Source organism: Phytopseudomonas flavescens (assembly GCF_900100535.1).
Lineage (GTDB): Bacteria > Pseudomonadota > Gammaproteobacteria > Pseudomonadales > Pseudomonadaceae > Aquipseudomonas > Aquipseudomonas flavescens.
The window spans coordinates 88943-112522 of the sequence record NZ_FNDG01000017.1; the positions used below are offsets into that span (position 1 = coordinate 88943).

18 protein-coding genes, 1 tRNA gene and 1 pseudogene are annotated in these 23580 nt (G+C 62.4%); 9 read left to right on the top strand and 11 right to left on the bottom strand.

Annotation, left to right across the window (positions count from 1 at the left end):
• Positions 1–90 precede the first annotated feature (90 nt).
• Entirely contained in the window at positions 91–981 is an 891-nt protein-coding gene (locus BLR94_RS19800; protein WP_084307705.1) for a universal stress protein, read from the top strand.
• On the opposite strand, the gene rlmF is transcribed toward BLR94_RS19800, so the two are convergent.
• Positions 978–1964: a 23S rRNA (adenine(1618)-N(6))-methyltransferase RlmF gene (gene rlmF, locus BLR94_RS19805; protein WP_084307704.1), complete on the bottom strand. Its 987-nt coding sequence runs from the start codon at positions 1962–1964 to the stop codon at positions 978–980. The genes BLR94_RS19800 and rlmF overlap by 4 nt on opposite strands.
• 199 nt (positions 1965–2163) lie before the next feature.
• Between rlmF and BLR94_RS19810 the strand changes: the two genes are divergently transcribed.
• Positions 2164–2631, top strand: coding sequence for a bacteriohemerythrin (locus BLR94_RS19810; protein ID WP_090423746.1), 468 nt, complete (start codon positions 2164–2166; stop codon positions 2629–2631).
• 434 nt (positions 2632–3065) lie between these two features.
• Here BLR94_RS19810 and BLR94_RS19815 read toward each other — a convergent pair whose 3' ends face one another.
• The 5 genes from BLR94_RS19815 to BLR94_RS19835 all read right to left on the bottom strand — a co-directional run bounded on the left by BLR94_RS19815 (position 3066) and on the right by BLR94_RS19835 (position 9146).
• Positions 3066–4895, bottom strand: a complete 1830-nt coding sequence (locus tag BLR94_RS19815; RefSeq protein WP_084307702.1) for an SLC13 family permease — start codon at positions 4893–4895, stop codon at positions 3066–3068.
• A gap of 23 nt (positions 4896–4918) precedes the next feature.
• Positions 4919–5215, bottom strand: coding sequence for a winged helix-turn-helix domain-containing protein (locus tag BLR94_RS19820; protein ID WP_084307785.1), 297 nt, complete (start codon positions 5213–5215; stop codon positions 4919–4921).
• A 123-nt stretch (positions 5216–5338) separates the two neighbouring features.
• On the bottom strand, positions 5339–8170 hold the full coding sequence (locus BLR94_RS19825; RefSeq protein WP_084307701.1) for a valine--tRNA ligase: 2832 nt from the start codon (positions 8168–8170) through the stop codon (positions 5339–5341).
• 136 nt (positions 8171–8306) lie between these two features.
• Positions 8307–8717 (bottom strand): DNA polymerase III subunit chi, encoded by a 411-nt coding sequence (locus tag BLR94_RS19830; protein ID WP_084307700.1) that lies wholly within the window; start codon positions 8715–8717, stop codon positions 8307–8309.
• A gap of 9 nt (positions 8718–8726) precedes the next feature.
• Positions 8727–9146, bottom strand: a complete 420-nt coding sequence (locus BLR94_RS19835; protein ID WP_084307699.1) for a DNA polymerase III subunit chi — start codon at positions 9144–9146, stop codon at positions 8727–8729.
• A gap of 240 nt (positions 9147–9386) precedes the next feature.
• Between BLR94_RS19835 and BLR94_RS19840 the strand changes: the two genes are divergently transcribed.
• The 4 genes from BLR94_RS19840 to BLR94_RS19855 all read left to right on the top strand — a co-directional run bounded on the left by BLR94_RS19840 (position 9387) and on the right by BLR94_RS19855 (position 15008).
• Positions 9387–9890, top strand: a complete 504-nt coding sequence (locus BLR94_RS19840; protein WP_084307784.1) for a sigma-70 family RNA polymerase sigma factor — start codon at positions 9387–9389, stop codon at positions 9888–9890.
• Positions 9887–10819: a DUF4880 domain-containing protein gene (locus BLR94_RS19845; RefSeq protein ID WP_084307698.1), complete on the top strand. Its 933-nt coding sequence runs from the start codon at positions 9887–9889 to the stop codon at positions 10817–10819. Before BLR94_RS19840 ends, BLR94_RS19845 begins: the two co-directional genes overlap by 4 nt.
• A gap of 117 nt (positions 10820–10936) precedes the next feature.
• Positions 10937–13228: a TonB-dependent siderophore receptor gene (locus tag BLR94_RS19850; protein WP_084307697.1), complete on the top strand. Its 2292-nt coding sequence runs from the start codon at positions 10937–10939 to the stop codon at positions 13226–13228.
• Positions 13229–13265: 37 nt separating this feature from the next.
• Complete coding sequence (locus tag BLR94_RS19855; RefSeq protein WP_084307696.1) at positions 13266–15008, top strand: ABC transporter ATP-binding protein/permease; 1743 nt, start codon at positions 13266–13268, stop codon at positions 15006–15008.
• Between the two features lie 149 nt (positions 15009–15157).
• Here the strand turns inward: BLR94_RS19855 and BLR94_RS19860 are convergent, their stop codons facing one another.
• On the bottom strand, positions 15158–16651 hold the full coding sequence (locus BLR94_RS19860; protein WP_084307695.1) for a leucyl aminopeptidase: 1494 nt from the start codon (positions 16649–16651) through the stop codon (positions 15158–15160).
• A gap of 142 nt (positions 16652–16793) precedes the next feature.
• Between BLR94_RS19860 and lptF the strand changes: the two genes are divergently transcribed.
• A complete protein-coding gene (lptF, locus tag BLR94_RS19865) occupies positions 16794–17915 on the top strand; it encodes an LPS export ABC transporter permease LptF (RefSeq protein ID WP_084307694.1) in 1122 nt (373 codons plus the stop codon).
• On the top strand, positions 17908–18969 hold the full coding sequence (gene lptG / locus BLR94_RS19870) for an LPS export ABC transporter permease LptG (protein ID WP_084307693.1): 1062 nt from the start codon (positions 17908–17910) through the stop codon (positions 18967–18969). Before lptF ends, lptG begins: the two co-directional genes overlap by 8 nt.
• A 67-nt stretch (positions 18970–19036) precedes the next feature.
• On the opposite strand, the gene BLR94_RS19875 is transcribed toward lptG, so the two are convergent.
• The gene (locus BLR94_RS19875; RefSeq protein WP_084307692.1) at positions 19037–19531 is read right to left on the bottom strand and encodes an RDD family protein; all 495 of its coding nucleotides are present in this window, start codon (positions 19529–19531) and stop codon (positions 19037–19039) included.
• 95 nt (positions 19532–19626) lie between these two features.
• Positions 19627–19839: a cold-shock protein gene (locus BLR94_RS19880; protein ID WP_010486675.1), complete on the bottom strand. Its 213-nt coding sequence runs from the start codon at positions 19837–19839 to the stop codon at positions 19627–19629.
• Positions 19840–20391: 552 nt separating this feature from the next.
• Between BLR94_RS19880 and BLR94_RS19885 the strand changes: the two are divergent.
• Positions 20392–20565: pseudogene (locus BLR94_RS19885) on the top strand (IS256 family transposase); the annotation flags it as partial.
• A gap of 270 nt (positions 20566–20835) precedes the next feature.
• Here the strand turns inward: BLR94_RS19885 and BLR94_RS19890 are convergent.
• Together BLR94_RS19890 and BLR94_RS19895 are read right to left on the bottom strand one after the other, a co-directional pair.
• Positions 20836–22749: a HAMP domain-containing methyl-accepting chemotaxis protein gene (locus BLR94_RS19890; RefSeq protein WP_084307690.1), complete on the bottom strand. Its 1914-nt coding sequence runs from the start codon at positions 22747–22749 to the stop codon at positions 20836–20838.
• A 639-nt stretch (positions 22750–23388) separates the two neighbouring features.
• Positions 23389–23473 (bottom strand) — tRNA-Leu (locus tag BLR94_RS19895).
• Positions 23474–23580: the final 107 nt, after the last annotated feature.

The window sequence follows — 23580 nt, forward strand, 5'->3', positions numbered from 1 at the left end:
CGCGTTTGCTTACGATTTGCCGGTGTCGCCACACGATGGGAGTTGTTAGGGTCTTAGGCTCACATTTAATAGGGATATCAAGGGGGAAAGATGAGCGAGCAACCCTGGGGCGACGGGGCACCTGTCAGCGTTCTGCTGGCCACTGATCTGAGTGTGCGCTGCGACCGAGCGCTGGATCGCGCTGCGCAGTTGGCGAGTGAGTGGCAGGCCATGTTGGTCGGTGTCAACGTGCTGGAGGCAGCTCACGCGCCGGATCTGGTGCTCGGTTGGGCCGGCGCACGGGATGATGCCAGCCTGGTGCGTTTCGCCGAGCGGCAGTTGCAGGAGGATCTGTCCGGCCGCGATGTGCGGGTGCGGCTGCGTATCGAGCGTGGCGAGCCGGTGCAGGCCATCGCCAGGGCCGCGCGGGAAACCGGTAGCGCGCTGGTGGTGGCCGGCGTTGCCAGTAACGAGCTGTGGGGCCGGCTGTTGCTTGGCTCGACGCTCGAGTCGCTGACCCGGCAACTGCCGCAACCCTTGCTGGTGGTTCGCCAGCGGCCGCGCGGCCGCTACCAGCGCATTCTGGTCGCCACCGACTTTTCCGACTCGTCGCGCCATGCACTGCACGCCGCTGCCCGCTATTTCCCGGATCGCGAGCTGGTGCTCTATCACGCCACCGAGGCGCCGATGTCGGACCGTCTGGAGCGGGTCATCGACGACGAAGTACGCCAGCATATCGAGGAGGGCGACTATGCTGCCTTTCTCGCCGCCAGCGAGCTGCCGGAGCATGTGCGCACGCATACCCGCATCGTCATCGAGCAGGGCTCGCTGGGGGCTTCACTGAGCCACTACGTGCGTGAGCATGCCGTGGACCTGGTAGTGATGGGCACCCACGGCCGCAGCGGGCTGATGAGCGCGTTGCTGGGGAGCGCCGCCCGCGAACTGCTGCAGTGGCTGCCGTGCGACACCCTGATCGTGCGCGCGCCGCGCGCCGACGATTAGCCGCTGATGCGCTTCGTCAGCCAGCGCTGGCGCTGTTCGACGTCGTGAAACGTCCAGGCGACGAAGCGGCTCTGCTTCTGGCCCTGGCTCATTTCCACGGTGCGCGTTTCCACGGCGCCGACGTTCTTCAGCGTGGCGTACACGGCGGGCAGGTTGGCGGATTTGGAGATCAGCGTGCTGAACCACAGCACCTGTTCGCGGATATCGGCGCTTTCGCGAATCAGCCGGGCGACGAAGGCCGCTTCGCCACCGGGGCACCACAGCTCGGCAGCCTGGCCGCCGAAGTTCAGTACCGGCAGCTTGCGCTTGGGGTCGAGCTTGCCGAGGTTGCGCCATTTGCGCTTGCTGCCACTGGCGGCCTCGTCTGCCGAGGCATGGAAGGGCGGGTTGCACAGGGTCAGCTCGAAGTGCTCTTGCGGCGCCAGCAAACCACTCAAAACATGCCCGGCATCGGCTTGCAGGCGTAATTCGATCTGTTCGCTGAGGCCGGGATTCGACTGCACGATGGCGTTCGCCGAAGCGATGGCCTGAGGCGCGATATCGGCGCCCAGGAAATGCCAGCCGTACTCGCGGTTGCCAAGCAACGGATAGATGCAGTTGGCGCCGACGCCGATATCCAGCGCCCGTATCGCCGCGCCCCTGGGAATCTCGCCGGCATTGTCGCTGCCCAGCAGATCGGCCAGGTAATGCAGGTAATCGGCCCGACCGGGAATGGGCGGGCACAGGTAGTCCGCCGGAATGTCCCAGTGCGCGATGCCATAGAACTGCTGGAGCAAGGCACGGTTGAACACCTTCACCGCCGCCGGGTTGGCGAAGTCGATGCTCTGCTTGCCGTATGGGTTGATGATGACGAACGCCGCCAGTTCAGGGCTGGTCTTGATCAGCGCCGGAAAGTCATAACGCCCCTGATGGCGGCTGCGAGGGTGCAACTGGCCCTTGGCGGATGACGAGGCAGGCGGTTTCGGCGGACGTCTGGCAGGCATGCTGTTGGATCACGGAGGGTACGGGCCGCACATTTTCCCACAGCTGGCGGCGGCATGCTCGCCAGCTTTCCCTGAGCCATCGCCAGACCGCTGCAAGCCTCGCTCAGGTGTGGGGAGGCGCACTGACACAGGTCAAGGGGTTGTCGCCTGCCCGGTCCTAGACTGGCCGCATCTTAAGGGGATGACAGGGAGGCCGGGCATGGCCTATCTCAGTTGGAGTGATGATCTGAACACGGGCATCGCGGTGATCGATGGCCAGCACCGACGTATCGTCGACATGATCAACGAGCTGTACGTTGCCCAGCACAACGGCGCCCGCGAGGGCGTGGGGCAGGTGATCGAAGAGCTGGTCGACTACACCACCTCGCACTTCGTGTTCGAGGAGGCGATGCTCGAGGAGGCCGGCTATGTCTTCACCAAGGCCCACAAGCGGGTGCACGACATTTTCATCAAGCGGGTCGACGACTATCGCACGCGGTTCAAGCAGGGCGAGGACGTCTCCGATGAATTGCGCAGCCTGCTCGGGCGCTGGTTGTTCGGCCATATCCGCAACGATGACCAGAACTACGTGGCGGCCGTCACCGAAAACCTCCGCCGCCTGGCTGCCGACAGGACCGAAGACAGTTGGCTGAGCCGCGCCAAACGGCGCTTCTTTGGCGCGGCGTAGTCGGATGTTTCACAGCGTTGGGCAATGGTAGATACCGTCTTGCCCATTACCTCGCAAGCGCTCATTCGGCATCAAAAGGCATCCCCGATTTCAGGCCGTAGGGTGGACCGGGACGCGCAGTCAACGCTCTTTTTGTCCACCGTTGCGATTGAAGAGCGGTGGAAGGATAAAGCGTCTTCCACCCTACCGGGGGCTGGTTAGTCAGGCCAGGCGCAGATGGTTGTCCCAGAATCCTGTCGGCAGATCCAGCATGTGGACGACGCTTTACCTGCGCGACCCGACCCGTCCACCGCTTTACGATCGTGCTGGTGGACAAGAAGAGCGTTGTCCACCCTACGCATGCCTTTCTTGATGGTTTCCAGAGCGTCCCTGGATGCATTCCCATGCGCAGGGATATGGCCTCGCTCAGGCTACGCGCTCCACCGAACCTGCGCCTAGAGCGGGAATATCCACGGCACCATCACCACGCTGACGATCAGTACCAGAAGGGTGAACGGCACGCCGATGCGCACGAAATCCCCGAAACGGTACTGGCCCGGCCCCAGCACCAGGGTATTCACCGGCGACGAGATCGGTGTCATGAATGCGGCCGAGGCCGCCAGGGCGACGGTCATGGCGAAGGGCACGGGGGAGACCCCCAGCGCTTGGGCGGTGGCGATGGCCACGGGGGCCATCAACACCGCCGTGGCGGTATTGGAAATGAACAGGCCGATCAGGGCGGTGACGGCGAACAGGCTGGCCAGGATCACCCGCGGGCCGGCTTCGCCAAGCGCCCCGACCAGGCCATTGACCGCCAGATCGATGCCACCGGTTTTCTGCAGGGCCAGGGCGAAGGGCAGCATGCCGACGATAAGGATCAGGCTCGGCCAATGGATCGAACGGTAGGCGCTGGACATGTCGACGCAGCGGAACGCTCCCATCAGCAGGCAGCCGATCAGCGCTGCCATGACGTTGGGTACCAGGCCGCTGATCATCAGCCCGACCATCACTGCCAGGCTCAGCAGCGCATAGGGTGCCTTGCGCGCGGCGGGAGCCACCTCATCGACCTCGGCGGGCAGGCTGAGTACCAGAAAATCAAGGTTCAGGCTTTGCAAGTGGTGGATCTGCTTCCAGCTGCCGGCCACCAGCAGGGTGTCGGCGTGGCTCAGCTTCTCGTCCACCAGCAGGCCCTCCAGGGCCTCGCCATGGCGGCGCAGGCCGACCACGTTGAGCTTGTAGCGACTGCGCAGGCCAAGCTCCTGAATACTCTTGCCCGGCAGATGCGATTCCGGTGGCAACGCCACTTCGGCCAGCCCCAGTTCGTGGGAATGCACGCTGTAATAGGAGTTGCGCAGTGGCAGTGCTTCCAGGCCCAGCTCCTGGTAGGCACCGAGCAGGGCGATGGCCGGGCTGGCCAGATCGACCAGCAGCACATCGCCGGCCTGCAACTGGGTGTTGCCGGTGGCCATCAGCAGCAGGTTGCGAAACTGCCGCTGACGCTCCACGGCAATCACGTTGATGCCGTACTGCGAACGCAGGTGCAGTTCGTCCAGTGCCTGGTTGGCAAGTGGCGAGTCGGCACGGACACGCAGGCGCCGCTCGCGTTCGCTGAGGCGGTAGCTGTTGGCCAGGTCGCTCAGGGTCAGGCGCGGTGGCGCCGAGGCATCGCCATCGGCGTCGCGCTGCAGCCAGCGACGGGTGGCGAGCATGTAGAGCACGCCCAGTACCAGAACGGCCAGGCCGATGGGGGTGAAACTGAAGAAGTCGAAGCCCGGCAGGCCGGCCCGCAGCAGTTCGCTGTGCACCACCATGTTCGGCGGCGTGGCCACCAGGGTCAGCATGCCGCTGATCAGACCGGCGAACGCCAGGGGCATCATCAGCCGGCCTGGCGCGATCTTCAGGCGGGCCGCCACGCCAAGCACCACGGGAATGAAGATCGCCACCACGCCGGTCGAACTCATCACCGAGCCAAGCCCGGCCACCGCCGTCATCAGCAAGGCCAGCAAGCGGGTTTCGCTGCTACCGGCCTTGGCCACCAGCCAGTCGCCGAGGCGGTAGGCGATGCCGGTGCGCACCAGGCCGTCACCGATCACGAACAGCGCGGCGATGAGGATCACGCTGGGGTCGCTGAAGCCGGCCAGGGTTTCCTGGATGCTGAGCACACCGGTCAACGGCAGGGCGACGATGATCATCAGCGCGACTACGTCCATGCGCGGCTTGTCGAGCACGAACAGCACCACGGCCGCCAGCAGCAGGCCGAGTACCATGAGCAGATCGAGGGTCATTGCGAGTCCTTGTCGGCGGTCTTTCAGGGGTAGCCCAGCGCGCTCTTGATCCGTTGCAGGTTTCCGGCAATCCAGCCTTTGTCGATGGCGCCCCAGTCGCGGATCACATAGTGGCCGGCGTTGTTGCGCTGGCCATCGTGCTGCTGGAATTCGCAACGGATATCCAGTTCCTCCAGCGCGCTCAGGGTGTCCTGGGCGGTGCGCCTTGGCATGCCCGTGGCAGCCATCAGTGCCGGCACGCTGTCGGCGGCACCACTGTCGATCAGCCAGGCGACGTAGAGACGGCGGTAAAAACTGGTCTTGGTCTTGCTCACTTCCATTTGCAGGGGCCCGATCATGTGCAGAGTCGCGAGCATACTGCCTGATACCAAACGGCATGCCCATAAACGAAAACAGCCCGCCGGGTTTTCACCGCGGCGGGCCGTCTTCAGCCGAGTAGCGGTTTACAGGCTGGCGATCTTGCCGCGCTGTTCCACCAGATTGGCCAGCGCCTGCTCGGCCTCGGCCAGCTTGGCGCGTTCCTTCTCCAGCACTTCGGCCGGCGCCTTGGCGACGAAGCCTTCGTTGGCCAGCTTGCCGCCGACCCGCTTGACCTCGCCTTCCAGGCGCAGGATTTCCTTGTCCAGGCGCGCCAGTTCGGCTTCCTTGTCGATCAACCCGGCCATTGGCACCAGGACCTGCATGTCGCCGACCAGGGCGGTGGCGGACATCGGTGCCTCTTCGCCGGCTGCCAGTACCTTCACCGACTCGAACTTGGCCAGCTTGTTGAGCAGCGGGGCGTTGTCGTTCAGGCGGCGCAAATCTTCGGCACTGGCGTTGGCGAGGATGACGTCGATGCGCTTGGCCATGGAGATCTTCATCTCGCCACGGATCTGCCGCACGCCGAGCATCAGTTGCTTGACCCACTCGATGTCGCCCTCGGCGGCCGCGTCAATGCGGCTTTCGTTGGCCACCGGCCAGGGTTGCAGCATCAGCGTTTCGCCGCTGACGCCGGCTTGGCCCTTGATGCGCTGCCAGATTTCTTCGCTGATGAACGGCATGAACGGGTGAGCCAGGCGCAGGATCACTTCCAGCACACGCACCAGCGTGCGGCGGGTGCCGCGCTGGCGCTCGATGGGGGCGTTCTCGTCCCACAGCACCGGCTTGACCAGTTCCAGGTACCAGGCGCAGTACTCGTCCCAGACGAATTCGTACAGGGCCTGGGTGGCCAGGTCGAAGCGGAAGGCGTCGAGGTGGCGTGTCACGTCCTGCTCGCAACGCTGCAGGGCGGAGATGATCCAGCGATCGACCGGCGACAGATCCACGGCTTCATCATTGATGCCGGTGTCCTGGCCATCGGTGTTCTCGATGACGAAATTGGCAGCGTTCCACAGCTTGTTGCAGAAGTTGCGATAGCCCTCGACGCGGCCCATGTCGAACTTCACGTCGCGGCCGGTGGTGGCCAGCGAGCAGAAGGTGAAACGCAGGGCGTCGGTGCCGTAGCTGGCGATGCCTTCCGGGAATTCGGCCTTGGTCTGCTTGGCGATCTTCTCGGCGAGCTTGGGCTGCATCATGCCGCTGGTGCGTTTGGCCAGCAGGGTTTCCAGGTCGATGCCGTCGACGATATCCAGCGGATCGAGGACGTTGCCCTTGGACTTGGACATCTTCTGGCCCTGGCCGTCGCGCACCAGACCATGAACGTAGACGGTCTTGAACGGGATCTGCTTGGTCAGGTGGGTGGACAGCATGATCATCCGGGCAACCCAGAAGAAGATGATGTCGAAACCGGTAACCAGCACGTCGGTCGGGTGGAAGGTCTTCAGGAAGTCGGTCTCTTCCGGCCAGCCGAGGGTGGAGAAGGTCCACAGGCCGGAGCTGAACCAGGTATCCAGTACGTCGTCGTCCTGGCGCAGCGGGATGTCGCCCAGGTTGTGCTTGGCGCGTACTTCCTCTTCGTCACGGCCCACAAAGACATTGCCCGCCTGGTCGTACCAGGCCGGAATGCGGTGGCCCCACCACAGCTGGCGGCTGATGCACCAGTCCTGGATGTCGCGCATCCAGCTGAAGTACATGTTCTCGTACTGCTTGGGCACGAACTGGATCTCGCCGTTCTCGACCACTTCGATGGCCTTCTCGGCCAGCGGCTTGGTGGACACGTACCACTGATCGGTCAGCCACGGCTCGATGATGGTGCCGGAGCGGTCGCCCTTCGGCACTTTCAGGGCGTGGTCGTCGATCTTTTCCAACAGGCCGAGGGCATCGAACGCGGCGACGATCCGCTTGCGTGCTTCGAAACGATCCAGGCCAGCGTATTCGGCAGGCAGGCTGGCATCGAGCAGGGCGTTGACGCTGCCGTCGATGTTGAAGATCTGCGCACCCGGCAGCACGGCTGCGTCCTGGTCGAAGATGTTGATCAGCGGCAGGTTGTGGCGCTTGCCGACTTCATAGTCGTTGAAGTCGTGGGCCGGGGTGATCTTCACGCAGCCGGTGCCGAATTCCGGGTCGCAGTAATCGTCCGCGATGATCGGGATGCGGCGGCCAAGCAGCGGCAGTTCGACGTACTGGCCGATCAGCGCCTTGTAGCGTTCGTCTTCCGGGTTCACGGCGACGGCGGCGTCACCCAGCATGGTTTCCGGGCGCGTGGTGGCGACGATCAGGTAGTCGGCGCCTTCGGCGGTCTTGTTGCCGTCAGCCAGCGGGTAGCGCAGGTTCCACAGGTGGCCTTTCTCGTCGTGGCTCTCCACTTCCAGATCGGAAATGGCGGTGTGGAACTTGGTGTCCCAGTTGACCAGACGCTTGCCGCGGTAGATCAGGCCATCCTCGTGCAGGCGCACGAAGGCTTCCTTGACCGCCTCGGACAGGCCGTCGTCCATGGTGAAACGCTCGCGCGACCAGTCCACGGACGAGCCCAGGCGACGAATCTGCCGGGTGATGTTGCCACCGGACTCGGCTTTCCACTCCCAGACCTTGTCGAGGAATTTCTCGCGGCCCAGATCATGGCGATCGATACCCTGGGCGCCCAGTTGGCGTTCCACCACCATTTGCGTGGCGATGCCGGCGTGATCGGTGCCCGGCTGCCACAGGGTGTTGCGGCCCTGCATGCGGCGGAAGCGGATCAGTGCATCCATGATCGCGTTGTTGAACCCGTGGCCCATGTGCAGGCTGCCGGTCACGTTCGGTGGCGGGATCATGATGGTGTAAGGCTCACCGGAGCCCTGCGGGGCGAAGTAGCCCTTCGCCTCCCAGTTTTCGTACAGGGCGGTTTCGATGGCGTGGGGCTGGTAGGTCTTGTCCATGCGCGGCGGGACCCTTATGGCGTCTGAGCGGAAAAGCCGAAAAGTATAACGCCTATGAGCTGCAAGCCATAAGCGGCAAGCTGAAAGCGACTTTTCTCTTTCGGCTTGCAGGTTGCAGCTGGTGGCTGCCTCGAGGCTACTTGCGGGGCGGCAGCAGGCGGTTCAGGCGCGCCTGCAGGCGCCGCTTGAGCTCGGCCTCGATCTGCGGCACGAAGTCGTCGATCACGTCCTGCAGCAGCAATTGGGCCGCCGCGCGCAGTTCGCTGTCGAGGCGATTGATCTCGTTGTCCCGGCCAATGGCGCGCTGCACCGTCTGGCGCAGTTCATCCTCAGATGCCATGCCGGCAACCGCGCCCGTGTTGGCCAATGGCTGCGCGGTGGGGACGGGCGCCACGGCAGGGACGATGTCGCAAAGCAGTGGAATGTCGTCAGGATCGAATCGTTCGGTCAACAAAGGCGGATCGAGGTCGTCATCCAGCAGTTCGCGGATCGACTCGAGGTCGCTCAGCAGGGCGCCGGGCTTGTGCGGAGGGGTCAGGTTGTCCATGGGGAGAATTTACAGTTCGACACGTTTGGGATCATAGCCCCGTTGACGGTAGCTGCGGAAATTCTCCCGGCAGGCGGTCAGCAGGTCGGGTTCCTGGTTGACGATCTCGATCACCCGGCTGAAGTGCTCGACATGGGCGCTGAGCGTGCTGCCGAGGTTGATCAGCACCCCTTGCGCGCTTGCGGGCGCCTCGTCCAGGCCGATCACCACCGGCGCCTGCGGACCATCCTGGTGCAGGCCATGGGGGATGAAGCTTTCCTGACGGAACTGCCACAGCAACTGGTCGAGTTCGGCACACTGTTCGACATCGCGGCCGCGCAGGAATACCGGCAAACCATGGCGCCAGGCCTTGCCCGCTACTTGGCAGGCTGCGCGCAGACGCTCGGCAGGGGTGGTGGAGGACAGGACGTAGAATTCTATTCGTGGCATGGCGGGAAGTTTCGGGTCTTGGGCGGAAAACCGCAAGAGCAGGGCGCCGACTACTAGTAGACGGGACGGGTGCCGCACTGATCCAGGGCTGCTCTGGGTAGGCATGCGGGCGAAAGCCTGAAGACGACATCGTTGTGATTTGTTATTCATTTTTATTTCATATAGATATCTTTTGATTCTTTCGAGTTCTATAAGGTTCCTTGCTAAATTCGGCAGCCTTCATTGCCGCTCGCCATCATCATGCCAGCACGCACCCAGCACAATATCGTCACCCGGTGGTTCCAGCAGAATCATGCCTGGCTGTGCGCGCGAGCCGGGCGGCTAATGGGCAATGCCTGCCGCGGCGAGGACATCGCCTCGGAAACCTTCCTGCGGGTACTGAAGCTGCCGGATCTCGGCGGTGTCCGCGAACCCCGCGCCTTCCTCACCACCATCGCCAAGCGCCTGATACTGGACAACTGGCGGCGTGAGGATCTGGAGCGTGCCTACCTGCAAACCCTCGCCACGGAGCCGGCGAATACTCTGGCCGATCCTGAGGAGCACGCCGTCCTGCTGGAAACGCTATGCCATCTGGATCGCCTGCTGGACGGCCTGCCGGCCAAGGCGAAGACGGCTTTCGTCTACAGTCAGTTCGGCGGCCAGACCTACGAGCAGATCGCCCTGCGTCTGGGTATCTCCAGGAGCCGCGTGCACCAGTATATGGAACAGGCGTTCCTCTGTTGCCTGGAGGTGCTGGACGCATGAGCGACGAGCAGCGCATACGCCGCGAGGCCGCGCACTGGATCGCCACCTTGCAATCCGGCGAGGTCGACGTGCAGGTGCAAGCGGACTTTCTCCGTTGGCAGTCGGCAGACCCCCGTCATGCCGATACCATCGAACGTCTGTACCGCCGCCTCAGGGGCCTGCGGCATTCGCCGTTGCAGCAGGTGGATGAAGAGCACCTTGCCGCTACCCTGGCTGCTCCCTCGCGGCGGCGCTTCCTGCATGGTGCTCTGGCCATCGGTGGTCTCGGCCTGGGGGCGTTATTGCTCGGACGGCTCGGCAGCACCGGGCTGGCCTGGCCGGGCGACCTGTACACCGGCATCGGCGAACGCAAGCGGTTCACCCTGGCGGATGGTTCGGCCCTGACCCTCAACGCTTCCAGCCGGGTTTCCACCGGCGCGCGCAGCCTGCGCCTGCAGCAGGGCGAGCTGATACTGGAGGTTGCATCCGCGGCGGATGGGCCGTTCACGATCGGCACCAACAATTGCCTGGTGAGTAGTGGTCGCAACCGCTTGCTGGTTCGCCAGGAGCCGGGGGCCAGCTACATCCTGGCGCAGCAGGAGGAGTTGCTGGTGAACGCCTCCGGCGGACAGCGCCATACCCTTGCGGCCGGACAGTGGCTGCGTCTGTCCCATGATGGCGTCGTGCACGGCGGCCCGGCCCGGGGCACGGAGTCGCTCTGGCTGCAGGGCCTGATGGATGTGGACAACCGCCCCCTGGGCGAAGTGATCGAGCGGCTGCGTCCCTATCATCGCGGTGTCCTGCAACTGGCCCCGGAACTGGCCGCACTACGGGTCAGCGGCGTGTTCCCGCTGGACGACAGCCGCCACGCCCTGGACATGCTGGCCTTGGCGCTGCCGGTTCGTCTGGTGGCGCATACCTCGCTATGGATTGCTATCCAGCCGGCCTGAGGTTCTTCAAATACGCGACATATGCATATAAGGATCTTGTCTAAATGGCGGCTGGAAATCTCCGCAAGGGCTTCGTCATCGCGATGAATCTGCCAACGACAATCGGAGATCATCCTGATGAGCCGCCCCAAGCTGCCCCGCCTTGGCCTGTGTATGGCCCTGGCGGGTGCTCCCCTGTTCTTCCCCCTGTACGCCCAGACTACCGCCCAGCACTACAGCATTCCGGCCGGATCTCTGGACAGCGCCCTGCTCGCCACTTCGCGGCAGAGTGGGCAGTTGATCGTCTTCGAGCCCTCGGCAGTGATCCGCCACAGCACCAACGGCGTGGAAGGTGATTTCACTCTCGACGAGTTGCTGACCCGCTTGCTGGATGGGCAGGGCCTGGAATACAGCCGTGACAACCGTGGAGCGATCCTGGTCAGAGCAAGTTCGGCAAGCAGCCTGAACCTGCCTTCCACCGAGATCCATGGCGAGTATTCGAGCAGTGCCCTGGCCAGCCAGTCGACACCGACCACCCGTACCGGTACGCCACTGCACCTGACGCCGCAGTCGATCAACGTGATCAACAGCGAGATCATGGAGGCTCAGGGCGCTCGCACCGTCAGCGATGCCCTGCGAAACGTCTCCGGCGTCACCGTGATCCCCAGCTCGCTGGGCTCGGCCAGCCTGAACATCCGTGGCTACCAGGCCAACGTCCTGTCCCAGGGGGTCAATACTTCCAGCCTCAGCACGCCGCTGGCGATCCCCGCCATCGCCCTGGAGGCGGTAGAAGTGATCAAGGGGCCGAGCGCCATCCTGGTCGGCTCTGGTTCGCCCGGTGGCACCGTCAACCTGGTGCACAAGGTGCCGCAGCCGGTGGCCAGCCATGAGATCAGCCTGGGCTACGGCAGCCATGACGAGCGCCGGCTGTCGGCGGACAGCACCGGCCTGCTCGGCACCGACGGGCGCCTGAGCTACCGGGTGATCCTCGATGGCAGGCAAAGCAGCGGCAACGCCGGCGACTATGACGGGCACAAGGAGTTCTACTTCTCGCCCTCGCTGCGCTGGCTCGACGACAGCACTGACTTCACCCTGCGCTACAGCCGCACCGTGCGCACCACGCCCTTCCTGCCCTACACCGTGATGTACCGCGGCGAACCCTACGGTGGTGATCTTCCGGAACCGCTGGGCAACCGCGAGGACAGCCTGCGCCTGCAGCAGAACGAATTCCACTACAGCTTGGAACAGGCCCTCGGCGAACACTGGACGTTCGTCAGCAAGGGCACCTATACCGATGTCAAGGAAGAGCAGTTCGGCTGGTACACCGGCAGCGAACTGCTGCAAAACGGTAGCGTATGGCTGACCAGCTTCGCCCAGGGCGGGGAGAGCCATCAGCACAATCTGGACAACTACCTGCGTGGCATCTACCAGTGGGGCGAGCTGCAGTCCACCAGTGTGTTCGGCGTCAGCGCCTCGCGCACCCGTTCCCATAACGACCGCCTCGCGACCTTCAGCCCCTGGCATGTGGTTTCCATCCACGACCCCCTGCCGGCATTGCCTTCGGCCCGTAGCGGCTACGTCACCAGCTTCACCGAGAGCAAGCCCGTGGGCGCCTACTGGCAGCAGCAGCTGGATTATGGCGCCTGGCACCTGACTGGCGGCCTGCGCTTCAGCAGCAGCTGGAACGGCGTGTTCCGCCGCGACGAGGCGAGCGAATCGCAGAAGCGCCAGGTCTGGTCGCCATCCATCGGCCTGCTCTACGAAGCGACCCCCTGGCTGTCTGTGTATGCCAGCCACCTGCGCGGCTACCAACCGCCCAGCTATGTCGACCGCGACGGCGACCTGCTGCCGGAACAGACCAGCAAGCAGAACGAGGCCGGCCTGAAGTTCAGCCTGCTGGACCAGCGCCTGAACCTGACCACCTCGGTGTACCGCATCGAGTTCGACAACTATGCCTTCTACGACGCCCGGGAGCGCGGCTACGTCAGCGTGCCGGGCTACCTCAGCCGCGGCTTCGAGATCGACGTGCAGGGCAGCCTGACCGACAACCTCGACCTGGTCGGGCACTACAACAACAACCGCGCCGAGTTTGCCCAGAACCGCAATTACCAGGCGGCGCTGCCCAGGCATCGCGCCAGCCTGTGGAGTCGCTACCGCTTCCAGAACCCGGCGCTGAAGGGATTCTCCGCCAGCGTCGGGCTGACCTACACCGGCACCGCCTACCTCGACCGCGACGAGAACTACCGCATTCCCGAGCAACTGCAGACCGACCTGGGCGTGGAATACAGCCATGGCAACTACAGCCTCGAACTGATCGCCCGCAATCTCTTCGACGAGGATCTCTACAGCACCTCGATGAACGGCGATCCCTATTTCATCCCGCTGCAGCAACCGCGTGAATTCCAGCTCACCGCAAGCTACCGCTTCTGATCCATGACGGCGCCAGCCGCATAGCCGAAGAGCCCGTATGACCACATCGGTATTCCCCATCGGTCGCGGACAGGATACCCGCGGCTTCTTTGCCAGAGCCTGGAGGCTCGTCCACCCTTACTGGCATTCGGAGGATCGGCTGCACGCCTGGGCGCTGCTGCTGACCATCCTCGTGCTGTCCTTCGGCAGCGTCGGCATGGCGGTGCTCTACAACCACTGGCACAAGGATCTGTACAACGCCCTGGAGGCCCGCGATGCCGAGGCGTTCGGCTGGCAGATGGCGCTGTTCGCCGGCATCGCCACGCTGACCATCCTGATCTCGGCCTACAACAAGTACCTCAAGGAACTGCTCATCGTGCGCTGGCGGCGCTGGCTGCTGGAGCACTACCTGGACGCCTGGCTGGAAGACAGCCGGCACTACCGCATGCAACTGGAGCGGCCGGTGGACAACCCCGACCAGCGCCTCACCGAGGACATCGAGGCCTTCACCCGGCTGACTCTCGGCATCGTCCTCGGCCTGGTGCAGACCCTGACCAGCCTGGTGTCCTTCTCCATCATCCTGTGGACGGTATCCGGCGGTATCGAGCTGTTCGGCCTTTACATCCCCGGCTACATGTTCTGGGCCGCCGTGTTCTACGCCGGAGCCGGCAGCTTGTTCACCCACCTCGTGGGGCGCCGCCTGATCGGCCTGAACAACCAGCAGCAGAAGGTCGAGGCCGACCTGCGCTTCGGCCTGCTGCGGGTGCGTGAGAATGGCGAGAGTATCGCCCTTCAGCGTGGCGAGGCGGACGAGGGGAAGGGCCTGCGTCAGCGCTTCGGCAAGGTCTGGGACAACTTCCACGGCCTGGTACGCACGGAAAAGAACCTAGCGTTCTTTCTCGCCGGCTACGCACAGTTCTCCTTCGTCTTCCCGTTGCTGGTGGCGGCCCCGCGCCTGTTCTCCGGCGCCCTACAGTTCGGCCAACTGATGCAATTGAACCAGGCCTTTGGCAACCTGCAGAGCAACCTGAGCTGGTTCATCGCCGTGTACCACGACCTGGTCAAGTGGCGCGCCACCAGCGACCGCCTGCTCGGCTTCGACCAGGCGCTGGCCGAGGTGGCGCAGGCGCCGGCCGGCATTCGCAGAACATCTGTCGACGAACCACGACTGTCCTTGCCATGGCTGCAGACCGCACTACCAGACGGTCAGCCACTCCTGCGCATCGACCGGCAACGGATCGAGCAGGGCCGTCACCTGCTCATCCAGGGCCCATCCGGCTGCGGCAAGAGCACCCTGTTGCGCACCCTGGCCGGGATCTGGCGCTATGGAAAGGGTGAAATACAGCTGCCGCCGGCACTCTATGTGTTGCCGCAACGGCCCTATCTGCCGTTGGGCACGTTGCGCCAGGTTTTGCTCTATCCCAGCCCGGTGGACCCCGTCACGGACGATGCCATCCGCGAGGCGCTGCACGCCTGCCGGCTCGGCCACCTGGCCGACAGCCTCGATGAGGACGCGCACTGGGAAAAACGCCTGTCGCCCGGTGAGCAGCAGCGCCTGGCGGTGGCTCGCGCCCTGCTGGCGCGGCCCCACTGGCTGCTGCTGGACGAAGCGAGCTCCGCCCTCGATCCTGAGGATGAAGCCCGTCTGTACCGCCTGTTGTGCGAGCGCCTGCCCGGCGTCACCCTGATCAGCATCGGTCACCGCCCATCCTTGCGGCAGTACCATGAAGTGCTCTGGCAGATACTGCCGGACGGAGCATTACGCAGTGGCCGGATCGACCATGAGCAAGGCCGTGACTGAAGGTCGCGGCGGCCCTTGCGCCATCGCGATTTGTTCACCGGCCTGCGGCCATTCAGGCCCTGAGCGTTGCAGTGCCGACGGGCGCGGCAGAGGACAGGGTGGGAAAGGCTCTTGAGCGGCGGGAGATGCGATCAGGAGCCCTCGCTGTTTCAGCTCCGCGGTACGCGGTCGAGCAGGTACTGGGTCAGCAGGGGTACCGGGCGGCCCGTGGCGCCCTTGTCCTTGCCGCCGCTGATCCAGGCCGTGCCGGCGATGTCCAGATGGGCCCAGCGGTAGCTCTTGGCGAAGCGCGACAGGAAGCAGCCCGCGGTGATGGTGCCGGCCTTGGGCCCGCCGATATTGGCGATGTCGGCGAAGGGGCTGTCCAGCTGCTCCTGGTATTCGTCGTACAGAGGCAGTTGCCAGGCACGGTCATCGGCGTGGCGGCCAGCGGCGAGAATCTCGCCAACCAGGTCGTCATCGTTGCCCATCAGGCCGGATACGTTGCTGCCCAGGGCGACGATGCAGGCACCGGTGAGGGTGGCGATATCGATCACTGCCTGCGGCTTGAAGCGTTCCGCGTAGGTCAGTGTGTCGCACAGCACCAGACGGCCCTCGGCGTCGGTGTTGAGGATTTCCACGGTCTGCCCGCTCAGGGTGGTGACGATGTCACCAGGGCGGGTGGCTCCGCCGCTGGGCATGTTCTCGGCACAGGCGAACAGGCACACCAGGTTGATCGGCAGTTGCAGTTCCAGCACGGCGCGCAGGGTGCCGAACACGCTGGCGGCGCCGCACATGTCGTATTTCATCTCGTCCATGCTGGCGGCTGGTTTGATGCTGATGCCGCCGGTATCGAAGGTGATGCCTTTACCGACCAGTACGAAGGGTTTGTCGTCTTTCTTCGCGCCCTGGTAGTTGAGCACGATCATCCGGGGCGGCTGATCGCTGCCCTGGGCGACGGCGAGGAAGGCGCCAGCACCCAGTGCCTGCAGTTTCTTTTCGTCGAGGATGTCGACCTTGAGGTTCTTGTGTGCCTTGGCCAGTTCCTTGGCCTGCTCGGCCAGGTAGCTGGGGTGGCAGATGTTCGGCGGCAGGTTACCCAGATCCTTGGTCAGCGCCATGCCGATGGCGATGGCGCGAGCTTCGGTGGTCGCGCGCTCGACGTCGGCGACGCTGGCCTTGTCGGTGATCAGGGTGATTTTCTTCAGCGCGCCGGGCGTGGCCTTCTGACTCTTGAAGCGGTCGAACCGGTAACCGGCGTCGGCCAGGCTTTCTACCAACAAACGTGCCTTGCCGTAAGCGTCGCGGTTCTTTACTTGGACATCCTGCAGGGCGAGCAGGGCATCGCTGCCGCCGAGGTTCTTCAATACCGCATAAACGGCGGCGATCAATTTGCGCAGTTGGCGGTCAGAGAGTTCGGCGTCTTTGCCGGTGCCGACCAGCAGCACGCGCTCGGCCTTGAGATTCGGCAGGCCGTGGGCCAGCAGGGTCTGGCCAGGTTTGCCGGCCAGGTCGCCGCGCTTGAGCAGGGCACTGATCGCGCCGCCGCTGGCAGCGTCCAGCGCTTTGCCTGTTGCACCCAGAAGGGCACCCTCGGCAACGGGAATGACCAGCGTGGCGGTTTTCAAGGTTTCCGGGCGAGCGCTTTTGACAATAAATTCCATGCGTGGTGTCCCCAAGACAACGAGTCGCGAATGCAGGATAATAACGAGAATTTTTCGGCTGGTTCGCTAAATGCGCGTACCAGCATGCAGTGCGGTTAGTTTGAGCATAGCCGCCTGAGCCTGACAACCCTGGAGTCTCTGTTTGATCGTCTTCCGATATTTGTCCCGAGAGGTGCTGGTTACCTTGAGTGCGGTCAGCGCCGTGCTGCTGGTGATCATCATGAGTGGCCGCTTCATCAAGTACCTGGCCCAGGCGGCCCAGGGAATACTCGATCCGGGCGTGCTGTTTCTGATCATGGGCTTTCGTCTGCCCGGCTTCCTGCAACTGATCCTGCCACTAGGGCTGTTCCTGGGCTTTCTGCTGGCCTATGGGCGCCTGTACCTGGACAGCGAGATGACCGTGCTGTCGGCGACCGGCATGAGCCAGCAGCGGCTGTTCGTCTACAGCCTGGCACCGGCGGCCGTGGTGGCCCTGCTGGTCGCCTGGTTGAGCATGGGACTGGCTCCCCAGGGCGTTGCCCAGGTGGCGAAGATCTTCAACGAGCAGGACGCGTTGACCGAATTCGATACCCTGGTCCCCGGGCGTTTCCAGTCCATGCGCAACGGTTCCCGGGTTACTTACACGCAGGAACTGTCGGAAGACCGCACCGAGCTGGGCGGCATCTTCATTTCCGACAAGCGCCTGTCCCGTGCCGGTGACAAGGAGCGCGGCATTACCGTACTGGTGGCCGAGAACGGTCGCCAGGAGGTGCAGGCCGATGGCAGTCGCTACCTGATCCTGGAAAACGGCTACCGCTATGATGGCAACCCCGGCCAGGCCGATTACCGGGTGGTGCAGTACGACACTTACGGCGTGCTGCTGCCCAAGCCCTCGGTAGCCGCGGACATCAGCGAGCGTGAAGCCATTCCCACCTCGCAACTGCTGGGCAGCGACGAACCACGCCTGCAGTCGGAGCTGCAATGGCGTCTATCCATTCCGCTGCTGGTGTTCATCGTCACCCTGATGGCGGTGCCGCTGTCGCGCGTCAATCCCCGCCAGGGGCGCTTTCTCAAACTGCTGCCGGCGATTCTGCTGTACATGGCCTATCTCGGTTTACTGGTGGCGGCGCGCAGTGCCCTGGACAAGGGGCGTATACCGCCAGCAGTGGGCCTGTGGGGGGTGCACCTGTTGTTCCTGCTGATCGGTCTGGTCCTGCTTTACTGGGAGCCGCTGCGTCTGAAGCTGGCAAGCCGCCGTATGGTACGGGAGATCGCTCGTGGTTAAGCTGGATCGTTACATTGGCGTTCAGGTGCTGTTCGCCATCCTGGCGGTGCTCGGCATCATCGTCGGCCTCGCGCTGCTGTTCGCCTTCATCGATGAGCTGGGCGACATAGAAGGCAATTACGGTCTGGGCGATGCCTTGTGGTACGTCTTCCTTACAGCACCGCGACGCGTCTACGACATGCTGCCCATGGCGGCGTTGGTGGGTTGTCTGATCGGCCTGGGCACCCTGGCCAGCAACAGCGAACTGACCATCATGCGGGCCGCCGGTGTGTCCATCGGCCGTATCGTCTGGGGCGTCATGAAGCCGATGCTGGCGCTGATGCTGGTCGGCATCCTGATTGGTGAGTACGTTGCGCCCTGGAGCGAGAATCAGGCCCAGGCAGGCCGGGCCATGGCGCAAGGCGCAGGCGAAGCGCAAACCGCCAAGCGTGGCATGTGGCACCGTCAGGGACAGGAGTTCGTGCACATCAACGCGGTTCAGCCCAATGGCGTGTTGTTCGGCGTGACGCGTTACCTGTTCGACGGCCAGCGTCGGCTGGAGTCGTCCAGCTTCGCTCGTCGTGCGAGCTACGAAGGCAGTTACTGGCAGCTTGAGGATGTCGCGACCACTCGGTTCCACGAACGCAGTACCGAGGTGGTCAAGGTACCGAGCGAGCGCTGGGACATCGAGCTCAATCCGCAACTGCTCGGCACCGTGGTGCTGGAGCCGGAGGCGCTGTCGATCAGCGGCTTGTGGCGCTACATCCACTACCTCAAGGAGCAGGGGCTGAACAACGGTAGCTATTGGCTGGCTTTCTGGACCAAGGTCCTGCAGCCGCTGGTTACTGCCGCACTGGTGCTGATGGCCATCTCGTTCGTCTTCGGCCCGCTACGTTCGGTGACCCTCGGGCAGCGTGTGTTCACCGGTGTGCTGGTCGGTTTCGTATTCCGTATCGCCCAGGATCTGCTCGGCCCCTCGAGCCTGGTATTCGGTTTTTCGCCACTGTTCGCGGTGCTGATTCCCGCGGGCATCTGCGCACTGGCGGGTTTCTGGCTGTTGCGCCGGGCCGGCTGATCGGTCGGGTGGCTGCGCCAGCGGCTTCGGGCTGGGCACGCGCTGCTGTCGTTGGGCGGTGTTTCTGTTATTTGCGGTGTGCATTCTTCGGAAGCCGCACGACAACGCTGGCTGAGTAGTGGTCATGCCAGGTGCGTTTGCGTTTGTCCAAGAGCACCCACAGGTAGCCCAGTCCCAGGGCCAGCCACGAAACAATCGCGATCATGAAGCGCAGCAATGCCTGCCACAGACTGATCGCGGTACCGTCTGCATTCTGTACGCGTATACCCCAGACCTGCATGCCCAGTGTCTGGCCTTTATGCGTCCAGAACTTGGCGAAGAAACCGAACAGGGTGAACATCAGCAAGGTCGAGAGCAGTGGGTCGCCGTCCAGGACTCCCGCTTCCGACCATTCACGTAGCTGCGCCTCGCCGTAAATGGCCATTTGAATCAGCTTGTAGACGAAGGTCGCGACGATCAGCAAAGCGATGCACAGAAAACCGTCATACAGGATCGCGGCCAGGCGACGGCCCAGGCCGGCTGCTGGAAAATCGCCCTGTGGGCGCAATGCGTGTTTCGACATGAAGAGCTCGCGCTGGCTGCAAGAATGATCGGCGATGCTAAATGACAGGCATAAAAAAACCCCTGATATGCATCAGGGGTTTTTAAAGCAGCGGCTTATTCCTGGACTTGAACCTGGTCAGCCTGCATGCCTTTTTGACCTTGTACAGCGACGAAGCTAACTTTCTGGCCTTCTTTCAGGCTCTTGAAGCCGTTACCTTCGATAGCGCGGAAGTGTACGAACAGATCCGGACCGCTTTCTGGAGTGATAAAACCAAAACCTTTCTCGTCGTTAAACCACTTGACGGTACCGTTCTGACGATTCGACATGTCTCTTTTCCTTGGAACTAGAGTTGATGACAGCCTCCATGTGTAGAGGACTGAAGACTGGTTGCAAGGAGTGTTGGAAGTCGAACGGGATGTAGCGGATCTTGAACGATCTACTGCATCAGGTCACGATTCTCGGCGACCCATGCAAACACAGTGACTGAACTCTACGCTAACTCTGGAGCAAATGCCAACCCCTCGGGCACGCATAATCCCACGCAGGATTCGTGAGGCTTTGAGGCGAGTTCCAAGTTGGTTTTTATAATGGCTAATTGATTGCGCGAAGAGGCATCGCGCAGCACAGCTTTGGTGCGAACTGTTACAAGCAGGTAACAGTTGAAGGATATAGGGTGCCCAAGGGGAGACTCTCCCCAAAGCGGGCAGCATTGTGCACATTAAGGCAGTTACGTGCAAGCTGTGGATTACCTCATTGTTACGGTATTGCCATCTGTACGGCTTGGGGCAGAAAACGGCTGTTGCGTGATACTGTTTACGCCTTTTCTCCGGTGGGGAGACAGCAGGCGTGGCGTCATATAGGCAACTTTCGTGGTGCTGCGCACCTACATTGTGGGGATCTTTCCTAACGACCTGGTGATCACCCGGCTGATCGGGGTAATGCTGCTGGAGCAGGGCGACGAGTGCTGCCTGAGGCGGCGCTACACGCAGTTGGAGGTCTTGGAGGCGGTCAGCGATAATCCGCAGGCCAAGCTGTCGGCCGTGACCAACTAAGCGGCGAACTCAGTGGCCAAGGCCATGTTGAGTTACACCACTTCTAGGGACACGATCCTTATCAACACCCCCCGCGATGGGGTATCGAAGCCGTGATGATCAACCGGCGCTCGATGGCATTTCTGGATGCCAGTGCTGCGTTATTAAGCGCGCAGGCAATTGAGGTTTGCCAACGGCCAGTGATGCAGGTAACCACCCTTTATGGGAGCTTTCTACACCACTGGTGCCGTAAGCACTCCAACCTCAGGCCAATATGGGTAACGCCGCTGCTTAGACTTTGAATCGGTTGGTCATCTCTTGCAGGCGGGCACTAATGCGCGCCAGTTCCACACTCGATGAGGCAGTCTCCTCGCTGGCTGCTGCTGTTTGCACGGAAATGTCACGCACGCTGGTCACGCTCCTACTGATTTCTTCGCCAGCACTGGTTTGCTGTTCTACCGCGCATGCAATCTGCTCATTCATCGACTCGATGGTCCTGATCGAGTCGGTGATGCTTCGCAACGCGGCGCCGGCCTCCCGGGACAACGACACACTGCTGTCAGTCACCAAGATGTTCTGTTCCAGAACGCCTGCCATGCGGTCTGTGCTGCTGTGCAGGCCGCTAATCAAATGGGCGATTTCGTCCGTGGAGGTTCGAGTGCGCTGTGCCAGGCCACGAACCTCGTCGGCGACCACGGCGAATCCTCGACCGGCTTCTCCGGCTCGGGCCGCTTCAATGGCGGCATTGAGGGCGAGCAGGTTGGTCTGCTCGGCGACGGCCTTGATGACATCAAGTACGCCACCGATGCTTTCCGCGTCAGTGCGCAGGCTGGTCATTGCCATCTTGGTGGTTTCCATTTCAGCAGCAAGAAGTTCTATCTGTGAGACTGCCTTGGTCACCACTTCATCACCTTGCAAGGCTTTCTGGCTGGCTTCGAGGGCGGTGCGAGACGCCTGTGCTGCGTTGCGCGAGACTTCCTGGCTCGTGGCGGTCATCTCGTGCATGGCCGTGGCAATCTGATCGGTTTCGACCGTTTGTGCATTGACCCCTGCACTGGTCTGTTCGGTAACTGCGGAAAGCTCTTCGGCTGCGCTGGCAACCTGGACAATGCCATCTTTTACATCGCCGATCAGGGCACGCAAACCAGCGGTCATGCGCTGCATGCTATCTTGTAGCATCCCCAGCTCATCACGCCTCGACACCACTGCCTGGTAAGTGAAGTCGCCATTGGCGACCTCTTCCGCGATCCTCACCGTCTCCTTGAGCGGAGCGACGATGGAGCGCGAGATAAGCCAGCCAGCCAGTGCGCTGGTGACCAGCGCCAATGTCATCCAGAGCATCAGCATCTGAAACGCACTGGCGATGTCGGTGACACGCGACGCTTGCTGGATGCTGGTCATCTTGTCGGTGACCGCAAACAGGCTTGCGATCGACCGCGTTATTCCGGTCTGGGCCTCATCCGCCCGGGCTTGCATGCTGGCGACGGTTTGCAAGTGTTTTTTATAGTCGCTCAGTGCGCTATTGAGGTTTTCGACCTTATCCTGCGGCAATGAGGTCGATGTGAGGCCATTGACCTGATTCACCATGTCGTCCATGGTTCTGCGAACAGCATCCAGTGATTCTTGGCTGGGCGATGCGGTGTAGCTGCGGAAGCTCACGCGCATTCTTTGAAAAGCCAAAAGTGCCTGCGTCATCTGCTGCCGTGCGACGAAGCTGCCGCTGTCTCCGTTGGCATTTTCAGACAGTTCTTCCAATAGCTTCCCTGTCATCTCCGCTAATGAGGTGGCGGCGTTGCGTGCTGCCTCGCGTTCGCTAGTGGCCGTTACGGCTTGCGTATAAAACTGGCGGTAACCGACAAGCGTAGTGGCAACCTCCTGCAGCAGCTCCTTGTTGGTGGGGCTGTCGAAGTGAGGGGTGATGGACTTTAGCTTGTTGTCGAGGGTGTCGATGGCGTCAAGCCATTTCGCAGCCTGGGCCTGGCTGGCAGTGAGGGAGTACACGAGGCGTTCGATACGCATATCACGAGTCAGCAGGCTGATGCTCGAAATGTCCTCCATGCGCTCACTACGATCGCGCAGGGAGTCGATGGCACTCCAGCCGGTATAGGCGATCAGGAACATCATGACCACAAGAAGAGAGAAACCGTATAGCAACTTGGCGCGTACGCTGATGTTGCCCATAAAACCTGGTGAGTGACTGAGCATCTGGATTACCTGGAAGGGGATCGTGGGTGTTGGGGCGGGAGTACAGCTGGCGGTAATCCCTGAAGCCGGTTTCGAGGTTGAGCCGGGCTGTGTTTGTTTTGTTCGCCTGAGGTTAGCTGCTAGCCAAGCGCAACGGATGTCGACGCTTGCAACTGCCGGGCACACCTCGAACCACTTCAAATGAATCGGTGATGGAGCCAGGTGCGATTTGTAGAGAAGTCTGTATGAACGCTTTCTTTGCAGCAATTAGAATTTTGTAATGGGCCCACAAGGCTGGCTATATCGTTAGTGCGCAATATTTTAGTTTTCGATAATACTTCTCGCCATCTTTTGGAATGGAGCCGAATGGGGCGCACGTGCCAGCTACGACGCTGGTTCGCCGGTAGGAATCGGGAGGAGGCTGCCAAGATGACGATTGCTTGCGCTTATGAGCCAAATGGCGCGGAGTGGCCGGGCAGGTGTGTGTGCTTGAAAGGAAGATTCATGCGGCGCGTTCCCTCGACAAGGCGGGGGGCTCTTCGTAGTCGCCTTCTCGCGGTTGCGCTGGCGGGGCCACGGTTTCATGGATCGAGCCGTTACGCCCGTTTTACGCCAGACATAAAAAAGGCCTTGATTTATCAAGGCCTTTCTTCAGAAATATGGTGCCCCGGGGGAGACTCGAACTCCCACTTCTTTCGAAAACGGATTTTGAATCCGCCGCGTCTACCGGTTCCGCCACCGGGGCACAATGGCGGCGCAGTATAGGGAGCAAGTAGCCGTTGGTCAATGCACTTGCGTGGTCACCGTGTGGGAATTCCGGTAAGCTGCTCCGCCCTGCAAGACGACACCTTT

Bases quoted from the DNA above. Each gene is read 5' to 3' on its own strand.
- BLR94_RS19890 (WP_084307690.1), bottom strand. From the start codon at position 22,749: ATGCTCAGTCACTCACCAGGTTTTATGGGCAACATCAGCGTACGCGCC.
- BLR94_RS19855 (WP_084307696.1), top strand. From the start codon at position 13,266: ATGACCACATCGGTATTCCCCATCGGTCGCGGACAGGATACCCGCGGC.
- rlmF (WP_084307704.1), bottom strand. From the start codon at position 1,964: ATGCCTGCCAGACGTCCGCCGAAACCGCCTGCCTCGTCATCCGCCAAG.
- BLR94_RS19815 (WP_084307702.1), bottom strand. From the start codon at position 4,895: ATGACCCTCGATCTGCTCATGGTACTCGGCCTGCTGCTGGCGGCCGTG.
- BLR94_RS19835 (WP_084307699.1), bottom strand. From the start codon at position 9,146: ATGCCACGAATAGAATTCTACGTCCTGTCCTCCACCACCCCTGCCGAG.
- BLR94_RS19850 (WP_084307697.1), top strand. From the start codon at position 10,937: ATGAGCCGCCCCAAGCTGCCCCGCCTTGGCCTGTGTATGGCCCTGGCG.
- BLR94_RS19875 (WP_084307692.1), bottom strand. From the start codon at position 19,531: ATGTCGAAACACGCATTGCGCCCACAGGGCGATTTTCCAGCAGCCGGC.
- BLR94_RS19820 (WP_084307785.1), bottom strand. From the start codon at position 5,215: ATGGAAGTGAGCAAGACCAAGACCAGTTTTTACCGCCGTCTCTACGTC.
- BLR94_RS19860 (WP_084307695.1), bottom strand. From the start codon at position 16,651: ATGGAATTTATTGTCAAAAGCGCTCGCCCGGAAACCTTGAAAACCGCC.
- BLR94_RS19810 (WP_090423746.1), top strand. From the start codon at position 2,164: ATGGCCTATCTCAGTTGGAGTGATGATCTGAACACGGGCATCGCGGTG.
- BLR94_RS19840 (WP_084307784.1), top strand. From the start codon at position 9,387: ATGCCAGCACGCACCCAGCACAATATCGTCACCCGGTGGTTCCAGCAG.
- BLR94_RS19825 (WP_084307701.1), bottom strand. From the start codon at position 8,170: ATGGACAAGACCTACCAGCCCCACGCCATCGAAACCGCCCTGTACGAA.
- BLR94_RS19830 (WP_084307700.1), bottom strand. From the start codon at position 8,717: ATGGACAACCTGACCCCTCCGCACAAGCCCGGCGCCCTGCTGAGCGAC.
- BLR94_RS19880 (WP_010486675.1), bottom strand. From the start codon at position 19,839: ATGTCGAATCGTCAGAACGGTACCGTCAAGTGGTTTAACGACGAGAAA.
- BLR94_RS19845 (WP_084307698.1), top strand. From the start codon at position 9,887: ATGAGCGACGAGCAGCGCATACGCCGCGAGGCCGCGCACTGGATCGCC.
- BLR94_RS19800 (WP_084307705.1), top strand. From the start codon at position 91: ATGAGCGAGCAACCCTGGGGCGACGGGGCACCTGTCAGCGTTCTGCTG.